The sequence below is a fragment of the Agrobacterium sp. K11 genome (assembly GCF_059429395.1).
Window position 1 is genome coordinate 231148 of sequence record NZ_JCAHRB010000009.1, and the last position, 17031, is coordinate 248178.

Sequence of the window (17031 nt, forward strand, 5' to 3'; positions counted from 1 at the left end):
AGTTTCCGTCGTGATGATGGCCGGTCTTCTGGCAGGCTGCCAGGTCCGCCCGCTTTACGGCGAGGCTTCCGGAACCAAGGAGAGACTGGCGGCTGTCAGCATCTCGAATGCCGGCGACCGCATAACGCAGGAAGTGCGCAATCAGCTGATCTTCCTGGTGTCCGGCGGTGCGGGTGAACCGGCTACGGCTCAGTACAACGTCAAGTTATCCGTAAGCTCGAGCGCCACGTCCACGGAAGTCGAGAACTACGATCTGACGACCCGTACCAACAGCAATTATAACGGCCCTTACCCAGGCCGTGTTGTGATGAACGGTAATTACGTCCTGACGCGTATTTCCGACGGCCAGATCCTGCGCTCCGCGCGGCGTAGCGTAACGGCGCAGGTGGATCTGCCACAGCAGGAATTCGCCAAGATCAGGGCGATCCGCGACGCAGAAAACCGTGCGGCCCGGGAACTGGCTGAAATCATCCGTACCGATATCGCTGCCACCCTTGGCCGCTGAGAGCGGCGGCCGTGGCAGAGATAAAATCGCATGAATTTGAGCGCTTCGCCGAAAATCCGGCGGAGCGCTTTCGCGTTTTCGTGCTCTACGGCCCGGATCGCGGCCTCGTGTCGGAGCGGGCCAACCTCATCGCCAAAAAGACCGGCATTGACCCGGATGACGCCTTTGCATCGTTGAAGCTGAGCGCATCCGACCTGCAGGGCGATCCCGGCCGCCTTCTCGACGAAGTGAACGCCATCGGCCTTTTCGGTGGCGAAAAACTCGTCTGGATCAAAAGTGCCTCGGCTGAAAAGGCGCTGGTGGATGCTCTCCAGATTCTGGCTGAGACGCCGCCCGAAGCCAGCTTCCTCATCATCGAGGCCGGCGACATCAAAAAAGGTACGGGCCTGCGCAAGATCGCAGAACCCGCTCGCTCTATCGCAGCAATCCCGTGTTATGCGGATGACGCCCGTTCGTTGAATGCGTTGATCGATCAGGAACTGTCTGCCGACAATCTGCGCATTGCCCCGGCCGCACGGCAGAGGCTGATCGAGCAGTTGGGCGGCGATCGGATTGCCTCGCGCAACGAGATCCGCAAGCTTGCGCTCTATTGCCGCGGCGCAGAGGTGATCGAGGAAGATGATGTGCTGGCAATCATCGGCGATGCCAGCACGGTTTCGGCTGACGACGCCGTCGATGCCATCCTGAAGGGCGACAGAAACGCCTTTTTCCACGCGACCCAGAAGATCGTCTCGTCGAAGACGCCGATCTTTCTCGTGCTTCAGGGATGCCTCAAGCAATTTCAGTTGCTGGATCAGATGCGCGCCGAAATGGATGAGAAAAAGCAGCAGGCCGGGCAGGTCATGCAAACGCTTGGACGCCACATCCATTTTCGCAGGAAACCGGTTATCGAAAGGGCACTGCGAACCTGGCAGCCAGCGGCGATCGCCCGTGAGATGAACCGCCTGCAAGCGGCCATATTGCAAAGCCGCCAGCGCCAAAGCCTGGAAGACAGCGTGGCGCTTTTGACCCTGCTATCGACCACATTGCAATCAGGCCGCGGCGGATAACTCACTAAAGGTCGGCAAAAAGCCCTCACGCTGACGCTGCGAGGGCTTTTAAAATCATGATACCAAGGACACCAGTCGTTGAGAACTCAGTCGCCCTTACCCGGCTCGGCAGAGAAATAAAGCTCGAGCTTGCCTGTCACGCCATCCATTTCCTTGGCTTCCGGCAAGGGGTCGCGCTTGATGGTGATATTCGGCCAGATCGCCGCATATTCCGTATTCAGCTTCAGCCACTTGTCGAGACCCGGCTCAGTGTCGGGCTTGATCGCTTCGGCAGGACATTCCGGTTCGCACACACCACAATCGATGCATTCGTCAGGATTGATAGCGAGGAAATTTTCACCCTCGTAAAAGCAGTCGACAGGGCAGACTTCAACGCAATCGGTGTATTTGCAGCGGATGCAATTGTCGGTCACGACATATGTCATGATGAACTCCAGAATATGCAGGCCGGGTCTGTGGGCTTCGGAACACAAGCCGTCGCCCGGAATTCAGACAGGGCAATTTTGCAAGTGAGGTAATGCCTTTGCCTTCAGATAGCAAGGATAAACAATTCTGAAAAACCGCTAAGACTTGAAGGTTTATTCTATTCTTTGTTTCCGTCGCTGTCCGACAGGAACCTGTCGAGCGCCCTGCGCTCTTTTTTGGTGGGGCGACCGCTTCCCGGCTGACGTATCGCCTGCTCCAGCGGGCTCAGCCTGTCGGAAGGCTCGCGCGGCGGCGTCAGATCGTCGTAGAGAAGTTTGGCCTCTTCATAGGGCCCGCGCCGCTCGCCCCCGGATTTGACGATAAGCACCTTGTCCATGCGCTCGAAACCGATATCGAGCCTGTCACCCGCCTTTACCAGATGGCTGGGCTGGCGAATGGAGACACCGTTGACCTTGACCTTGCCAGACTGAATGTAACTCTGGGCAAGTGAACGGGATTTGGCCATGCGGGCAAAGAACAGCCACTTGTCCAGACGCTGACGCGTGCTTTCGAGTGGCTGTTCGTTGCTCCCCATAGCTTACTTCTTCAGCTGCTCCTTGAGAGCAGCAAGCTTGGCGAAGGGCGAATCCGGATCGATCGGCTTTTCCTTACGCGGCGGCTTGGCTTCGAAACGCTGCTGACCCTGCGGTTTCCCGCCACGGTCGTTGCGGTCCGGCCTGTCCTTGCGCTCCCCGCGATCCTGACGATCATTATTGCGGTTGTTGCCACGGTCGGGACGTCCGCCATCACGCTTACGCTCGCCGTCACCGCCACGATTGGCAGCCTCGCGATTTGCTCCGTCACGATTATCGCGACGGCCTTCGCCACGACGTTCACCCTGTTCGCGTGGCGCCTGATCGCGACCCTCGCCACGGCCTTGACCGCGGTTGCCGGGACGACGGTTTTCACCACGCTGGTTTTCGTTGCGACCACCCGGACGCCACAGAAGAACAGGCTTCGGCTCGGCAGCCTCGGCGCTTTCCGTCGGCGCAGCCTCGCTAACAGCAGCCTCTTGGCCCACAGCTTCCGCAACCGGCACTTCTTCAGCAGTTTCGACAGTCGTCGTCTCGGAAACCTGCTCTTCCGAAGCCGGTTCCTCGTGTTCGGTCTCTGCGCTCTCGTCTTCCTTCACCGCTTCAGAAGCGGCCGGAGCGGCAGCACCAGTCTGGTTGGCGAGGAAGGCCTGCGCCTCTTCCGCCGTTACCTGATCGGCACGATAACCGAGACCCTTGAGGATTTCTTCCATGTCGTCGAGCGTTGCGCCGAGAATGGAAAGCATCGCGGTCGTCGTCGTGAAACGGCGGCCGTCATAAGCGCCTTCCGGACGCGGCTGCTGACCGGGCTTCCACTGCAACAGCGGACGGATGAGATCGGCCAGACGCTCGAGAATGTCGATACGCACGGCGCGCTTTCCGAGGAAACGGAAACCGGCGAGCTTGTAGAACATCCGCTCGAAGGTCGGATCCGTCACGACAGAGGTGCGACCGGCGGCCAGCACCGGAATGAGATCGCCGTAACCCGGCTTGCCGAGACCATCGTTCTTCAGCGCCCAGAGCAGCGTGACAAGCTCCGCCGGAGCGGGCTTGAGAAGCGCGGGCAGGAAGACGTGATAGGCGCCGAAACGCACGCCGTAGCGGCGCATGGAGGCACGCGCATCCTGATCCAGCGACTTCACGTCTTCGGTGACGTCACGGCGGAACAGGACACCGAGATTTTCGACCAGCTGGAACGCCAGCCCCTTCGCCAGACCCTGAAGGTCTTCGGCGCGCGAAATATCGTCCAGCGGCTTCAGCACGGTCGCAATCTGATGATTGACGAAACGTTCGACGCGCGCCAGCGCATGATCGCGGGCATTGCCGCTCAACTGCTCGTCGGCAAAGAGGATCACGCGCGGCTTCATGATATTGTCGCCTGCCGAAAGGCGGGCCACCGGTTCGCCCAACCAGCGAACCAGACCATCGGAGCTCAAAGCGAGATCACCGTTTCCGCTGGCGTGCAGACGCGCGGCACGCGCCTCGTATTCGAGCGCGAGCGCCTTCTGCGCAGCAGCCTGCACGGCCTTCTGATCCGGCCCTTCCATTCCCGGCACCGGCGTGAACCGGAACCCGGCCAACTGGCCGACGTGATGTCCTTCTACGAAGACATCACCATTTACACTGATTTCAGCTTCAAGCATCGCATTCTCTCTCAGGCGCCTCATGAGCACAGATGTCCTGCGATCAACAAAGCGTTTCGTCAACCTTTCATGTAGAGCATCGGACAATCGATCTTCGATTTCCCGCGTCTTTTCTTGCCAGTGTGTCGGATCGGCAAGCCATCCTGGGCGGTTCGATACATAAGTCCATGTTCTGATCTGCGCAATCCTTGCAGACAAGGTATCGATCTCTCCATCGGTACGATCGGCGCGGCGCACCTGTTCGCCCATGAAATCTTCGTTCACCGTGCCACGTTTTACCAGATCGAAATAGAGCGTTGAGATCAGATCAGCATGTTGAGCGGGCGCAATGCGGCGATAATCCGGAAGCGCGCAGGCCTCCCAGAGTTTTTCCACCCGCGCCTCCGTCGTCGCCACGTCGATGATTTCAGGGTAGCGCGACAGATATTCGAGCGCCTGCTGGTCGATCGCCGGCAAGGCCCGTGACAGTCCCTGGATCGCCGGGGCGGCTTCGAGGCTCAGACGCAGATTGGTGATGGAGGAAAAATCGAAATTTTTCGTCCGCCATTGCAGCACCTTCACCGAGTCGAACTGATGGGTTTCGATACGCTCCACCAACTCGTCGTCAAATGGATCGACGCGCCCCGTCACGCCAAAGGTGCCATCGCGAAGATGGCGGCCGGCGCGGCCGGCGATCTGGCCGATCTCGCCCGGATTGAGATTGCGGAACTGATAGCCGTCAAACTTGCGGTCCTGCGCAAAGGCGACATGATCGACATCGAGGTTGAGACCCATGCCGATGGCATCCGTCGCCACGAGATATTCGACGTCGCCGGACTGGTAGAGCCCCACCTGGGCGTTGCGCGTACGCGGCGAAAGCGCGCCCATCACAACGGCTGCGCCACCACGCTGGCGACGCACCAGCTCGGCAATGGCATAGACCTCTTCCGCCGAAAAGGCGACGATTGCCGTGCGTTGCGGCAGGCGGGTTATCTTCTTCTGGCCCGCATAAAAAAGCTGCGACAGGCGCGGACGTTCGACCACGGTAATTCCCGGCAGCAGCTTTTCGAGGATCGGGCGCATCGTGCCCGCACCCAGAAGCAGCGTTTCCTCCCGCCCGCGCAGATGCAGCACGCGGTCGGTAAAGATATGCCCGCGCTCCAGATCACCCGCCAGCTGCACTTCATCGATGGCGACGAATGCGGCCGTTGTCTCGCGCGGCATGGCTTCCACCGTGCAGACGGAATATTTGGCTTTAGGAGGGGCGATCTTTTCTTCGCCGGTTATCAGCGCCACATTCGGCGCGCCCACCTTTTCGACAAGACGGGTATAGACCTCACGCGCCAGAAGGCGCAGCGGAAGGCCGATGACACCGTTGCCATGTGCCACCATGCGCTCAATGGCGTAATGGGTCTTGCCGGTATTGGTGGGGCCGAGAACGGCCGTGACACCGCGGCCGCTCAGGATCATGGGGCGAAAATTCAACGTACTATCCGTGAATCGACTTCATCTGCTTGCTGTACCGCCCGCCATTCACTGATACGGGCCGCACACGCAACACACATGGCAACGCCCGCCGACAAAGGCAATAGGCCTTGTCCGCAAAGTGGTAACAGGTCCTTCCCCGCCGGAATTTTCCTTTTTGATTCAGATACTTGAAATATTAAAAAGAATCCGGCGAAACCGGAATTGATTCGGATACGGAACAGTCTGCGAACGAATCGAATACGAATCGCTGACTCCAATGGATTCAGCTTTTGTTCTCCGCAACATCTGGTTGGCAGATGCCTGCCCTATACCAGATTGTGAATCCGGGTAAGTCCTTGTCCGGATTCAGCTTTGCGGCACCGGCTTCCGGCGGAAAACACCGCAATCGACTGTCAAGCGGCAATCGCTGGAAAGCCGCTCCGGCACAGGCAGGAATGGCAGTATCAGAGCGCCTCGCCGGCAAGGAGGCGCGGCGCGCCCGCATCTGTCGTACCGGCAGCCTGACCGATGAAATAGGATTTCAGACCCGGCAAACGATCGACTACACCCAGACCGAAATCACGCATGACGCGAATGGGACCGACATCATTGGAGAAAAGCCGGTTCAGCACATCCGTCGTCACACCCATCCGCAACGTGTCGAAACGCCGCCAGGACTGGTAACGATCGAGAACGTTGAGAGAGCCGATATCAAGGCCGAGACGGTCGGCCTCGACCACGGTTTCGGCCAGTGCCGCAACATCCTTGAAGCCGAGATTGAGGCCCTGACCGGAAATCGGGTGAATTCCATGCGCCGCATCGCCGGCAAGTGCAAAACGTGGCGCGACGAAGGAACGCGCCAGCGTCAAGCCCAGTGGAAAGGCGCGACGGGGACCGACGGGACGGACCGGACCGAGCTTGTGGCCGAACCGGCGTTCAAGTTCCTCCTCGAACACCAGATCGTCGGCAGCAACCAGCCTGTCGGCATCGGCCGTACGTTCGGTCCAGACAAGCGAGGAGCGGTTCCCTTTCAAGGGAAGCACGGCGAAAGGCCCCGACGGCAGAAAATGTTCCTCCGCGCAGCCCTCATGCGGCCGCTCGTGTTCAACGGTGGTGACGATCCCAGACTGATCGTAATTCCAGTGCACGGTTTTTATTCCTGCCATATCCCGCAAAGCCGAGCGGACCCCATCGCAGGCTATGAGCAGTCGCGCCTCAAGCGACGAGCCGTCGGAAAGTGAAATAGCCGTCGATTGCGGGCCGGCGGAAAAGCCGGAAACACTGAGACCATGGCGGATTTCGACGCCGAGGCGCTCACACAGGCCTCGCAGCGCACCCACCATCGCGACATTCGGGACCATATGAGCGAAGGGCCTGCCCTCCTCCACCGCGCCACCAAATGTCAAAAACACCGGGCGAACCGGATCGGCGGTCTTCGAATCGGTGACGATCATCTTGTGGATCGGCTGGGCCTCCGGCTCGATCTCGTTCCATATGCCGAAAACGTCGAGCATGCGTGTGGCCGCCGCGATAATGGCGGAGGCGCGGACGTCCTTCTTCCAGACATCCTCGGGAGCGGCTTCAACCACCTGCACATTAAGATGTCCGGCTGCCTGCTTAATTGCGACAGCAACGGAAAGGCCGACATAACCGCCGCCTGCCACCACCACGTCCAGCATCGCGCTTCTCCTCAAATCTTGTGCACGCATCATCCGCGCACTATAGACCATGTGACGTCTTCCTACAGCCGGAGCAGGCCGAAAAAATGTCGCATCCCTCGCAAACGTCAGATCCGATGGCCAATCTGATCTCCACACTCGATCTCGAGAAGCTGGAAGAAAACCTGTTTCGGGGTGAAAGCCCACAAATCGGCTGGCAGCGCGTTTTCGGCGGCCAGGTGATCGCGCAGGCATTGATCGCAGCTCAACGAACCGTGGATGATGATCGTTTCGTTCATTCACTGCATTCCTATTTCATGCGCCCCGGCGACCCGCTGGTGCCCATCCTCTACCAGGTGGAGCGCATTCGCGACGGTGCGAGCTTCTGCACCCGGCGCGTGGTCGCCATCCAGCATGGCAAGGCGATCTTTTCCATGTCGGCGTCATTCCAGATCGTCGAGGACGGCTTCGATCATCAGATAAAAATGCCGGATGTGACGCCGCCCGAAAGGCTGATGAGTGAAGATGAGATGCAGGCGGCCTTCCTCGCCAACGCACCCGCGTCGATCCGCAAATACTGGAGCAACAAGCGCCCGATAGAGATCCGGCCGGTTTCGCTGACCCATTATATTTCGAAGGAAAAGCTGGAACCGCAGCAGGATATCTGGGTTCGCGCTGTCGGCGATGTGCCGGACGATCCACGTTTCCAGTCGGCCATTCTCGCTTATCTCTCGGATATGACGTTGCTCGACACGTCGCTCTATGCCCACGGAACGACGATCTTCGATCCGGCCATTCAGGTGGCGAGCCTCGATCACGCCATGTGGTTCCACCGTCCCTGCCGGCTGGACGACTGGCTGCTCTACACGCAGGACAGCCCCAGCGCCTCGGGAGCACGCGGTTTGACCCGTGGCAATATTTTCACCAGACAGGGTGAACTGATCGCCTCCGTCGCACAGGAAGGTTTGATCCGCAAAAGGGCAAATGCTTAAATAATGCGCTTTTTTAAAAAATCGCACATTTAATAGACGAAAATTGCGCCACCCGATGCCCGTTTTTCAGACGCCTGTCATATAATTTTTATATTTCAATAACTTAGAGGCCGCATCAAAACTGGCACGCCCCTTGAATGTATGTCCATAGTCGCTGTTACTGATCTGCCAGCGCGAGGAGAGTCGGCTCCGTGCCGAGGACAAACAAAGGATGGGAAACCAGATGAAAATTGTGATGGCCATTATCAAGCCGTTCAAGCTGGATGAAGTGCGCGAAGCGCTCACCGGCGTCGGCATCCAAGGCCTGACCGTGACCGAGGTAAAGGGTTACGGACGCCAGAAGGGACATACCGAGATTTATCGCGGCACGGAATATGCGGTGAGCTTTCTTCCCAAACTGAAGATCGAGATCGCGGTTGCATCAGACGTCGTCGACAAGGCTGTCGAGGCAATCGCGTCGGCTGCAAAAACCGGGCAGATCGGTGACGGCAAGATCTTCGTCTACTCTATCGAACAGGCCGTGCGCATCCGTACCGGCGAAACCAACACAGAAGCGCTTTGAAGCACGGCTGACAGGGAGTTTTCTAGCTATGCAACTCAACAAGTTTTCAACGCTCGGCAAACTGGGTGCCGGTGTGGCAGCCCTGATGGCCCCGGCAATCGCCTTTGCGCAGGATGCCGCGCCGGCAGTAGCAGCGGCGGCCCCCGTTCCGGAAAAAGCCGATACCGCATTCATGTATGTCGCGACGATCCTCGTGCTTTTCATGATCATTCCGGGTCTCGCCCTGTTTTATGGCGGCCTCGTGCGCACCAAGAACATGCTCTCCGTTCTCATGCAGTGCACGGTCATCGGCGCGGTCATGATGCTCGTATGGGTAATCTACGGTTACTCCTTCGCCTTCGGCGGCGGCACCGGCCCGTATTTCGGTGGTTTCGGCAAGCTGTTCCTGTCCGGCGTTTCGCTTGACAGCACCTCGGCAACCTTCTCCCAGGGCGTCGTGATCTACGAATACACCTTCATCGCCTTCCAGATGACCTTTGCGGCCATCACGCCCGCGCTGATCATCGGTGCATTCGCGGAACGCGTGAAGTTCTCGGCAGTCATCCTGTTCACCATCCTGTGGGCCACCTTCGTCTACTTCCCGATCGCTCACATGGTCTGGGACGCGAATGGCCTGATCTTCGGCATGGGCGCTCTCGACTTCGCCGGCGGCACGGTCGTTCACATCAATGCCGGTATCGCCGGTCTGATCGGCGCGATCATGGTTGGCAAGCGTACCGGCTTCGGCAAGGACATGATGGCCCCGCACTCCATGACGCTGACGCTGGTTGGCGCAGCCATGCTGTGGTTCGGCTGGTTCGGCTTCAACGCCGGCTCCAACCTCGAAGCATCTGGCGGTGCGGTTCTTGCAACCATGAACACCTTCCTCGCCACTGCAGCAGCCATCGTTTCCTGGTCGCTGGTTGAAAGCTTCACCCGCGGCAAGGCTTCCATGCTGGGCGCAGCTTCGGGCATGATCGCCGGCCTCGTCGCCGTAACGCCTGCGGCCGGTTCTGTCGGACCCATGGGCGCTATCGTTCTCGGCCTCATCGTCTCGCCGATCTGCTACTTCTTCGTCTCGGTTGTGAAGAACAAGTTCGGCTACGACGACACAGCCGACGTCTTCGGTGTCCACGGCATCGGCGGCATTATCGGCGCCCTCGGCACCGGCATCTTCACGTCGCCGCTGCTTGGCGGCACGGGCAAGGCGGACTTCTCCATCTCCTCGCAGCTCTGGACGCAGTTCGTTGCCGTCGCCATCACCATCGTATGGTGCGCAGTCGTCTCGGCAATCCTCTACAAGATCGTCGACGTGATCGTTGGTCTGCGGGTTCCGGTCGAAGCGGAACGCGAAGGTCTCGACCTTGCGACCCACGGTGAAGCCGCCTACCACTCCTGATATCCGGGAAAAGGGGTTCTCCATCCCCTCTCCCAAAAGAAGGCCCGCTTCGGCGGGCCTTTTCTTTGCCGCAAATCCGGAAGCGGCTTTTAAAAAACCGCATGGTTAACACGACATTAACCAGCAAGCTGTTAGTTTTCCCTGTCAATCCAGGATCTGGTCAACTGCCGGATCTTGCCGAAACCACAAAAACTACGGGTTCAGGGACATGGGCAGAATGAATTCTCCGACATTCGACGGTCGTCACACGCGTTTCGTGCTGACGGCGTTTTTCGTGCGGCAGGTCATGGCTCTTGCCGGTTTTGCGTTGCTTGCCACGATTGCGCTGGGGATTACCGCACTTGCCACATGGAACGTGGCGGACCCGAGCCTGTCCTATGCAACAGGCAACCAACCCACCAATCTTCTCGGTTACGGCGGCGCAATCTTCGCCGATATCGTGATGCAGTTCCTCGGCCTTTCCGCAATCATCGCGCTTTTGCCGGTGATTGCCTGGGCGATCGCCCTGATCGCCGGTCGCAAGTTCAACCGGATACCCGCCCGCCTCGTCGCCTGGATCGCCGGCGCCATCGTCTGCGCCGCCTCGCTCGGCTGTTTTCCCGCGCCCGTGACATGGCCGCTGCCGAACGGCATCGGTGGCGTCATCGGCGATATGATCCTGCGCTTCCCAGCTCTCTTCATCGGCGCTTACCCCACCGGCACGATTGCGACGGTGCTGGGCGCTATATTCGCTGCTCCCGCCGCCTTGATGATGCTGTTTGCCGCCGGTCTCGTGGGACGCCCGGAAGATGACCTGGAACAGGAAGAACGCGCGCCGGTCGCAAACAAGGCCCGTGCCACCCGTCAGGTAGAGGAAGAAGACGATGACGAGGGCGAAGGCTTCTTCGCCAATATTCTCGCCTTCGGCGCAATCGCACATTACTGGTACATCTCGCAGGCCCGCCTTCGCCGCCTGTTCGGCCTGAAGTCGAAATCCCTGCACGGCGAATTCGAACACCCTTACGATTTCAACGAATATGAATTCGGCACGCTGAACGAACCCTCCCGCCTCAAGACGGCGATCAACCGCCTCGACCAGCGCGCGGAACCGTCTTTCGAAGAACGCGCCGCATCCCGTCGCCAAATGTCGCCTCCCTCCATCGCGCCCGATCATGATGCGGACGGGGACGACGAACCGTCGTTGGACGCAGACGGTCGGCGGTTGCCCAACGGCATTCTCTCGGACGACCACGGCCTGGACGAGAACGACCCGAAGTTCGTGGCAAGACAGGCACCTGGGCGCGGCCAGCCCAGAATAACCGCCCCTTCCGCACGCCCGAAGCCCAGCGAGCGCGTGGCAAGGGAAGCGCAGGCCTCCTTTATTGCCGCAGACGGTTTCCAGCTGCCCACCGTGCATCTTCTGGCGGAACCCAAGAACGTCGTTCGCGACCATACGCTGAACGAGGAAGTGCTGGAGCAGAATGCCCGCCTTCTGGAAGGGGTTCTCGAGGATTTTGGCGTCAAGGGTGAAATCATTCACGTCCGCCCCGGCCCGGTCGTCACGCTCTACGAACTGGAACCAGCACCCGGCATCAAATCCTCACGCGTCATTGGCCTTGCCGATGACATCGCCCGCTCCATGAGCGCGATCGCCGCGCGCGTTGCCGTCGTGCCTGGCCGCAACGCCATTGGCATCGAGCTTCCGAACCAGACGCGTGAAACCGTGTTCCTGCGTGAACTGGTCGGCAGCCGCGACTTTGAAAACAGCAAGGCCAAGCTCGCCATGGCGCTCGGCAAGACCATCGGCGGCGAACCCGTCATCGCCGATCTTGCCAAGATGCCGCATCTTCTCGTTGCCGGTACCACGGGTTCGGGCAAGTCGGTCGCCATCAACACCATGATCCTGTCGCTGCTTTACCGCATGTCGCCGGAGCAATGCCGCCTGATCATGATCGACCCGAAAATGCTCGAACTATCGATCTATGACGGTATTCCGCATCTGCTCTCCCCCGTCGTTACCGATCCGAAAAAAGCCGTCGTGGCGCTGAAGTGGACGGTGCGCGAGATGGAGGAGCGCTACAAGAAGATGTCGAAGATCGGTGTGCGCAACATCGATGGCTTCAACAGCCGTGTGCAGCAGGCGATCGACAAGGGCGAAATCCTCACCCGCACGGTGCAGACCGGCTTCGACCGCCAGACCGGCGAGGCAATGTACGAGACGGAAGAATTCGACCTGAAGCCCCTGCCCTATATCGTCGTCATTATCGACGAAATGGCGGATCTTATGATGGTGGCAGGCAAGGATATCGAAGGTGCCGTACAGCGGCTCGCTCAGATGGCGCGTGCCGCCGGCATCCATGTCATCATGGCAACCCAGCGCCCGTCCGTCGATGTCATCACCGGCACCATCAAGGCGAACTTCCCGACCCGCATCTCCTTCCAGGTAACGTCGAAGATCGACAGCCGCACCATTCTGGGCGAACAGGGCGCAGAACAGCTGCTCGGCATGGGTGACATGCTCTATATGGCCGGTGGCGGCCGCATCCAGCGCGTGCACGGTCCCTTCGTCTCCGACAATGAAGTGGAAGAGATCGTCGCCTATCTCAAGACGCAAGGCACGCCGGAATATCTGGAAGCGATCACCGAGGAAGACGATGAGGAAGGCAATGGCGGCGGCCCGGCCGGCGCCGGCAATTTCTCCGATTCGGAAGACCCCTATGATCAGGCCGTGGCTGTCGTGCTGAGGGACGGCAAGGCCTCCACTTCCTACGTCCAGCGGCGTCTCGGCATCGGCTACAACCGCGCCGCCTCGCTGATCGAACGCATGGAGCAGGAAGGCATCATCGGCCCCGCCAATCATGCCGGAAAACGCGAAATACTCGTACCAACGGAAGCAGACATCATCGAGCGGTAATGCACGTCGCCCAAAAGGCTGTAGTGGTTTCGGGATAACGACATGCGTGAGGCGAAGACGGCAACCAAGCGGGGCGAAGAAGCGTTAATACACGCTTTCAACGTCATGAAGCCGCCGCCTTTATGCGGAAAATCGCTGCGATGAAGGAGAACAGAATGAACGACCTCACCACCGGCGAGATTGCCACCGCAAACACACCAGAGAACGGCGTGACGCGACGTGGCGTGCTGACGGCGTTTTCCATGGCTGCGGTCATGGCCGGCCTGTCGCCGCTCAACGCATTTGCTCAGGCTGCCGGTAACAGCGCGACCGCGCAGAAAATTGCCAATCACTTCTCGTCGGTCAAAACCATGATGGGAGAGTTTGTCCAGTTTGGTCCGCGCGGTGAACAGACCGGCGGCAAATTTTACATCGAACGGCCCGGCAAGCTTCGATTCAATTATGAAGACCCCTCGCCCATGCGGGTCATCTCCGACGGCAAGAATGTCGTCATCGGCAACATGAAGCTGAAGACATGGGATTTGTATCCACTGTCAAAGACCCCGCTAAGCCTGCTTTTGTCCGACAAGATCGATCTGAGCAACCAGAAGGTCCGGAACGTGAAGGAAGAGTCGGACCTGACCACCATCGTACTGGGTGACAAGAGCGTGTTCGGCGATTCCACCATTACCCTGATGTTTGACCCGAAAACCTTCGATCTGAGGCAATGGACGACGACCGATGCCCAGAACAAGGACACGACTGTCATGATCTTCAACGTGCAGACGGGCGTTAACCTCGACGAACGCGTTTTCAACATCAACTACGAAGAAGTCCGCAAACGCGGCTAAAGGCCGGGCGGTCCACGGCGACAGTTCAAAAGGCGGCCCTGCGGTCGCCTTTTTCATTTTGCCGCTAAAATGCATTCCCGTTTTCATCGCGATGTTATAAGCCTGCGCCCCGGAAACATGTCTCGAAACAATCGGCTTCGAGGCTATAGAAGCGGAGCACATGCATGTCGTTTTCGATAACCACCTGGAACATCAACTCGGTCAGGCTCAGAATGCCGATCGTGGAGCAGTTTCTGGTGCGTTACAAACCCGACATTCTCTGCCTGCAGGAAACGAAATGCCCGAATGGCGAGTTTCCGATGAAGCCGCTGAAGGCGCTCGGTTACGAGCACGTCATCATCCATGGCCAGAAGGGCTATCACGGTGTGGCAATCGCTTCGAAAATTCCGCTGACAGAAGATCACCGTCAGGACTATTGCGGTATAGGCGATGCACGACATATTTCCGCGATTTTTCAGGTTGGATCGCGCCGCATACGGCTGCATAACTTTTATGTTCCGGCTGGCGGTGACGAACCCGACCGGTCGATAAACCCGAAATTCGGCCACAAGCTGGATTTCATCGAAGAGATGAAGGCGCTTCGCGCCGACGGCGTGCCCGGCACCTCGTCCATTCTCGTGGGCGATCTCAACATCGCGCCGCTTGAAAATGACGTCTGGTCGCACAAGCAACTGCTGAAGATCGTCAGCCATACGCCGGTGGAAACCGACGGCATGCTCGATATCATGAAGAAGGGCAACTGGCTCGACCTGATGCGGCTGAACGTGCCTGATAGTGAAAAGATTTATACCTGGTGGAGCTACCGCGCCAAGGATTGGGAAGCTGCAGACCGTGGCCGCCGTCTTGACCATATCTGGTCGTCGCAGGATCTCGGCCCTTCGCTTGAAAAGATCGATATCTTGCGCGAAGCACGCGGCTGGAACCGGCCATCCGACCACGTTCCGGTTACGGCCCATTTCCGTTTCTGAAGCGCTGGCTCTTTAAAATCAGGAGAAGCGGTTCTGCAAACGGGCCGCGCCCGCCGCGAGTGCGGCGATGTTATCGCGAATGCGTGCCGACACGATATCGGCAACCTCCGGAAACTCCTCCACAAGCCGGTGAAAGAGAATGCGCGTTATCCGGATGACCTCGGAATCCTCCGCGGCAATGGCGGTAAATTTTCTCTCACAGAGCGTGAAAAGCGCCAGCTCCGAAAGCAGCGCCCCCTTGCCCGGTGTCGCCTGCAACGCGGGTTTTCCATCCCGCCCGGCCGTAAATAGCTCGAAATGGCCTGACGTCACCGCAAAGGCGCACTCGGCCGGGGAATGTTCCCGGAACAAAGTCTGACCCGCCGCCACGCGGCGGCGTTCCGCGCCGAAGGCGATCAGCCGCAACTGATCGTCGCTGAAGCCGGCAAACAACGGCACTTGCCCCAGAAGCATGATGTCATCCGTCAAGGCCATGTCGATTGCTACTCCAGAAAACCGCCTGCACCACTATAGCGGTTTTCGGATATCGGCCTTCAAAATACAAGATGTTAGAATATTCTGCGTCCTCTCGGACGCAGAAAGGGCGTTCGTTCAGGGAACGATCTTGTATCCGCCGTTCTCGGTCACCAGAATTTCGGCATTGGAGGGGTCTCGCTCGATCTTCTGGCGCAGACGATACACATGCGTTTCGAGCGTATGCGTCGTCACTCCGGAATTGTAACCCCAGACCTCTTCCAGCAAGACGTCGCGGGTGACGACGGCGCTCCCGGCGCGGTACAGATAACGGATGATCGCCGCTTCCTTTTCCGTCAGCCGGATTTTTTTGCCGTCTTCCGTCGTCAGCAGCTTCTGGCTGGGTTTGAACTGATAGGGGCCAACGGTGAAAACCGCATCCTCGCTCTGCTCGTATTGACGCAGCTGCGCCCGGATGCGGGCCAGAAGGACGGCGAAGCGGAATGGCTTCGTCACATAATCATTGGCGCCCGCTTCGAGACCGAGAATAGTGTCGGAATCGGTATCGTGGCCGGTCAGCATGATGATCGGTGCCTTGAAGCCACCCTTGCGCAGCAGCTTCACCGCCTCTCGGCCATCCATGTCAGGGAGGCCGACATCCATGATCAGAAGATCGACCTGGGCAGTCTTTGCGGTCTGCATCGCCTGCGCAGCGTTTGCGCCGCTCAGAAGCGAGAATTCCTCATAGGGAGATAGTTGCTCAGTCAGCGTCTCCCGAAGATCGTCGTCGTCGTCCACCAAAAGGATAGTGCGAGCCGTCATTCGGATTCTCAGCCTTTCTTACTTTAGCGCATCGGCCCAAAAATCGCCGTTGATTTTCGGAAGGCGCAATGCGTAGTTTAAAAGAGTTAGAGCATCCATTGTGCCTCCGAAATAAGGCACGGCGCTCTAATTGTCAGCCAATTCAGCGGTTTGCCGATAAAAGGTCAACCCATTGCCATGATATTACGAAGTGCTATGACTTCACGTTAGATAACCTGCAAAGCAAAATCTCGTGAAAAACATGAGCAGACAGCCCGTAAAGCAACATAAACGCGCATCGACGCTCATGGTTCGGCCGGCGCCTTTGAAAATAAGCCGGGCCATCGTTCAGCTCGGGCATCTCACCTTTCCCGCAGCGATCGGGCGCAACGGCCGTACCGTGCTCAAACGCGAGGGAGATGGAAAGTCACCGATTTCCGTCACGCGCCTGCTGCACGGATTTTATCGCGGCGACCGAACCCCCGCCATCGCCACGACATTGCCGATGCAACGGACGCAGCAATCCATGCTTTGGTGCGACGAGCCACGCAGCGCCAGTTACAACAGGTTGGTCAAGTCCCCTTTCGCACTGAGCCACGAGGAGATGATGCGAAAGGACGGCCTTTATGACGTTTGCCTCGTGCTCGATTGGAACATCACGTCGAGAAGTCGGAACCGCGGTTCGGCAATCTTCATGCATATGATCCGCCCGGGATATGAGCCGACCGCCGGCTGCGTCGCTCTCCATCCCCGCGACATGAGGCGCATTCTGCCTTATATGCGCAAGGGTACGAAAATTCGCATCGTGTAGATCAGGCACAAAAAAACCCGCCATTCTTGGCGGGTTTTTTAAAA

Annotated in this window: 15 protein-coding genes; 9 read left to right on the top strand and 6 right to left on the bottom strand. The window is 58.7% G+C overall.

Features of this window, described 5'->3' with window-relative positions; translation table 11 throughout:
• Window positions 1-13 precede the first annotated feature (13 nt).
• Both lptE and holA read left to right on the top strand, forming a co-directional pair.
• A complete protein-coding gene (gene lptE / locus AC5SEO_RS17650) occupies window positions 14-505 on the top strand; it encodes an LPS assembly lipoprotein LptE (protein ID WP_003516512.1) in 492 nt (163 codons plus the stop codon).
• An 11-nt stretch (window positions 506-516) separates the two neighbouring features.
• A complete protein-coding gene (gene holA / locus AC5SEO_RS17655; protein WP_003516510.1) occupies window positions 517-1554 on the top strand; it encodes a DNA polymerase III subunit delta in 1038 nt (345 codons plus the stop codon).
• Between the two features lie 86 nt (window positions 1555-1640).
• Here the strand turns inward: holA and fdxA are convergent, their stop codons facing one another.
• The 4 genes from fdxA to AC5SEO_RS17675 form a co-directional block, all read right to left on the bottom strand.
• Window positions 1641-1979 (bottom strand): ferredoxin FdxA, encoded by a 339-nt coding sequence (gene fdxA / locus AC5SEO_RS17660; RefSeq protein ID WP_003516508.1) that lies wholly within the window; start codon window positions 1977-1979, stop codon window positions 1641-1643.
• A gap of 158 nt (window positions 1980-2137) precedes the next feature.
• Window positions 2138-2554 (bottom strand): RNA-binding S4 domain-containing protein, encoded by a 417-nt coding sequence (locus tag AC5SEO_RS17665; protein WP_174068678.1) that lies wholly within the window; start codon window positions 2552-2554, stop codon window positions 2138-2140.
• Window positions 2555-2557: 3 nt separating this feature from the next.
• Window positions 2558-5644, bottom strand: a complete 3087-nt coding sequence (locus AC5SEO_RS17670) for a helicase-related protein (RefSeq protein ID WP_174068703.1) — start codon at window positions 5642-5644, stop codon at window positions 2558-2560.
• Between the two features lie 461 nt (window positions 5645-6105).
• Window positions 6106-7350, bottom strand: coding sequence for a ubiquinone biosynthesis hydroxylase (locus AC5SEO_RS17675; protein ID WP_174068704.1), 1245 nt, complete (start codon window positions 7348-7350; stop codon window positions 6106-6108).
• A gap of 56 nt (window positions 7351-7406) precedes the next feature.
• Here AC5SEO_RS17675 and tesB point away from each other — a divergent pair, with 56 nt between their 5' ends.
• The 6 genes from tesB (at window position 7407) to AC5SEO_RS17705 (ending at window position 14922) form a co-directional block, all read left to right on the top strand.
• A complete protein-coding gene (tesB, locus tag AC5SEO_RS17680; protein ID WP_026330899.1) occupies window positions 7407-8291 on the top strand; it encodes an acyl-CoA thioesterase II in 885 nt (294 codons plus the stop codon).
• 211 nt (window positions 8292-8502) lie between these two features.
• Complete coding sequence (locus AC5SEO_RS17685) at window positions 8503-8853, top strand: P-II family nitrogen regulator (RefSeq protein WP_019565993.1); 351 nt, start codon at window positions 8503-8505, stop codon at window positions 8851-8853.
• Window positions 8854-8881: 28 nt separating this feature from the next.
• Window positions 8882-10231: an ammonium transporter gene (locus AC5SEO_RS17690; RefSeq protein WP_003516494.1), complete on the top strand. Its 1350-nt coding sequence runs from the start codon at window positions 8882-8884 to the stop codon at window positions 10229-10231.
• 217 nt (window positions 10232-10448) lie between these two features.
• Window positions 10449-13124, top strand: coding sequence for a DNA translocase FtsK (locus AC5SEO_RS17695; RefSeq protein WP_174068679.1), 2676 nt, complete (start codon window positions 10449-10451; stop codon window positions 13122-13124).
• Between the two features lie 155 nt (window positions 13125-13279).
• On the top strand, window positions 13280-13954 hold the full coding sequence (locus AC5SEO_RS17700) for an outer membrane lipoprotein carrier protein LolA (protein ID WP_013636963.1): 675 nt from the start codon (window positions 13280-13282) through the stop codon (window positions 13952-13954).
• Window positions 13955-14118: 164 nt separating this feature from the next.
• Complete coding sequence (locus AC5SEO_RS17705) at window positions 14119-14922, top strand: exodeoxyribonuclease III (protein WP_013636964.1); 804 nt, start codon at window positions 14119-14121, stop codon at window positions 14920-14922.
• An 18-nt stretch (window positions 14923-14940) separates the two neighbouring features.
• Here the strand turns inward: AC5SEO_RS17705 and AC5SEO_RS17710 are convergent, their stop codons facing one another.
• Both AC5SEO_RS17710 and AC5SEO_RS17715 read right to left on the bottom strand, forming a co-directional pair.
• Window positions 14941-15396, bottom strand: a complete 456-nt coding sequence (locus AC5SEO_RS17710; RefSeq protein ID WP_003516486.1) for a cyclic nucleotide-binding domain-containing protein — start codon at window positions 15394-15396, stop codon at window positions 14941-14943.
• Between the two features lie 117 nt (window positions 15397-15513).
• Window positions 15514-16197 carry a response regulator transcription factor gene (locus tag AC5SEO_RS17715; protein WP_003492637.1) on the bottom strand — a complete coding sequence of 228 codons (684 nt, stop codon included), beginning with the start codon at window positions 16195-16197 and terminating at the stop codon, window positions 15514-15516.
• 286 nt (window positions 16198-16483) lie between these two features.
• On the opposite strand from AC5SEO_RS17715, the gene AC5SEO_RS17720 reads away from it, so the two are divergent.
• Window positions 16484-16987 (top strand): L,D-transpeptidase family protein, encoded by a 504-nt coding sequence (locus tag AC5SEO_RS17720; protein ID WP_141682324.1) that lies wholly within the window; start codon window positions 16484-16486, stop codon window positions 16985-16987.
• Window positions 16988-17031: the final 44 nt, after the last annotated feature.